This is a genomic window from Microseira wollei NIES-4236, from assembly GCF_020521235.1.
In the GTDB taxonomy this organism is placed as follows: Bacteria; Cyanobacteriota; Cyanobacteriia; order Cyanobacteriales; family Aerosakkonemataceae; genus Microseira; species Microseira wollei.
Genome location: NZ_BLAY01000664.1, coordinates 1 through 280, shown reverse-complemented (window position 1 = coordinate 280; position 280 = coordinate 1). Strand labels below are relative to the sequence as shown.

At 51.8% G+C, this 280-nt stretch carries 1 protein-coding gene; it reads left to right on the top strand.

Annotated features, from left to right (window positions below):
- Nucleotides 1–280, top strand: a 280-nt coding sequence (locus tag MiSe_RS50190; protein ID WP_226595102.1) for a hypothetical protein, incomplete at both ends; no start/stop codon positions are given.

Below are 280 nucleotides of genomic sequence, written 5' to 3'. Positions count from 1 at the left end.
AATCAATCGGTGGCACAACCTGTAGGGGCACGGCACCAGCAACTATTGTTCTCAAAACAGAGAAGGTTTATACTGCCGTGCCCCTACCTGTTGGCGAATCAATCGGTGGCACAACCTGTAGGGGCACGGCACCAGCAACTATTGTTCTCAAAACAGAGAAGGTTTATACTGCCGTGCCCCTACCTGTTGGCGAATCAATCGGTGGCACAACCTGTAGGGGCACGGCACCAGCAACTATTGTTCTCAAAACAGAGAAGGTTTATACTGCCGTGCCCCTACC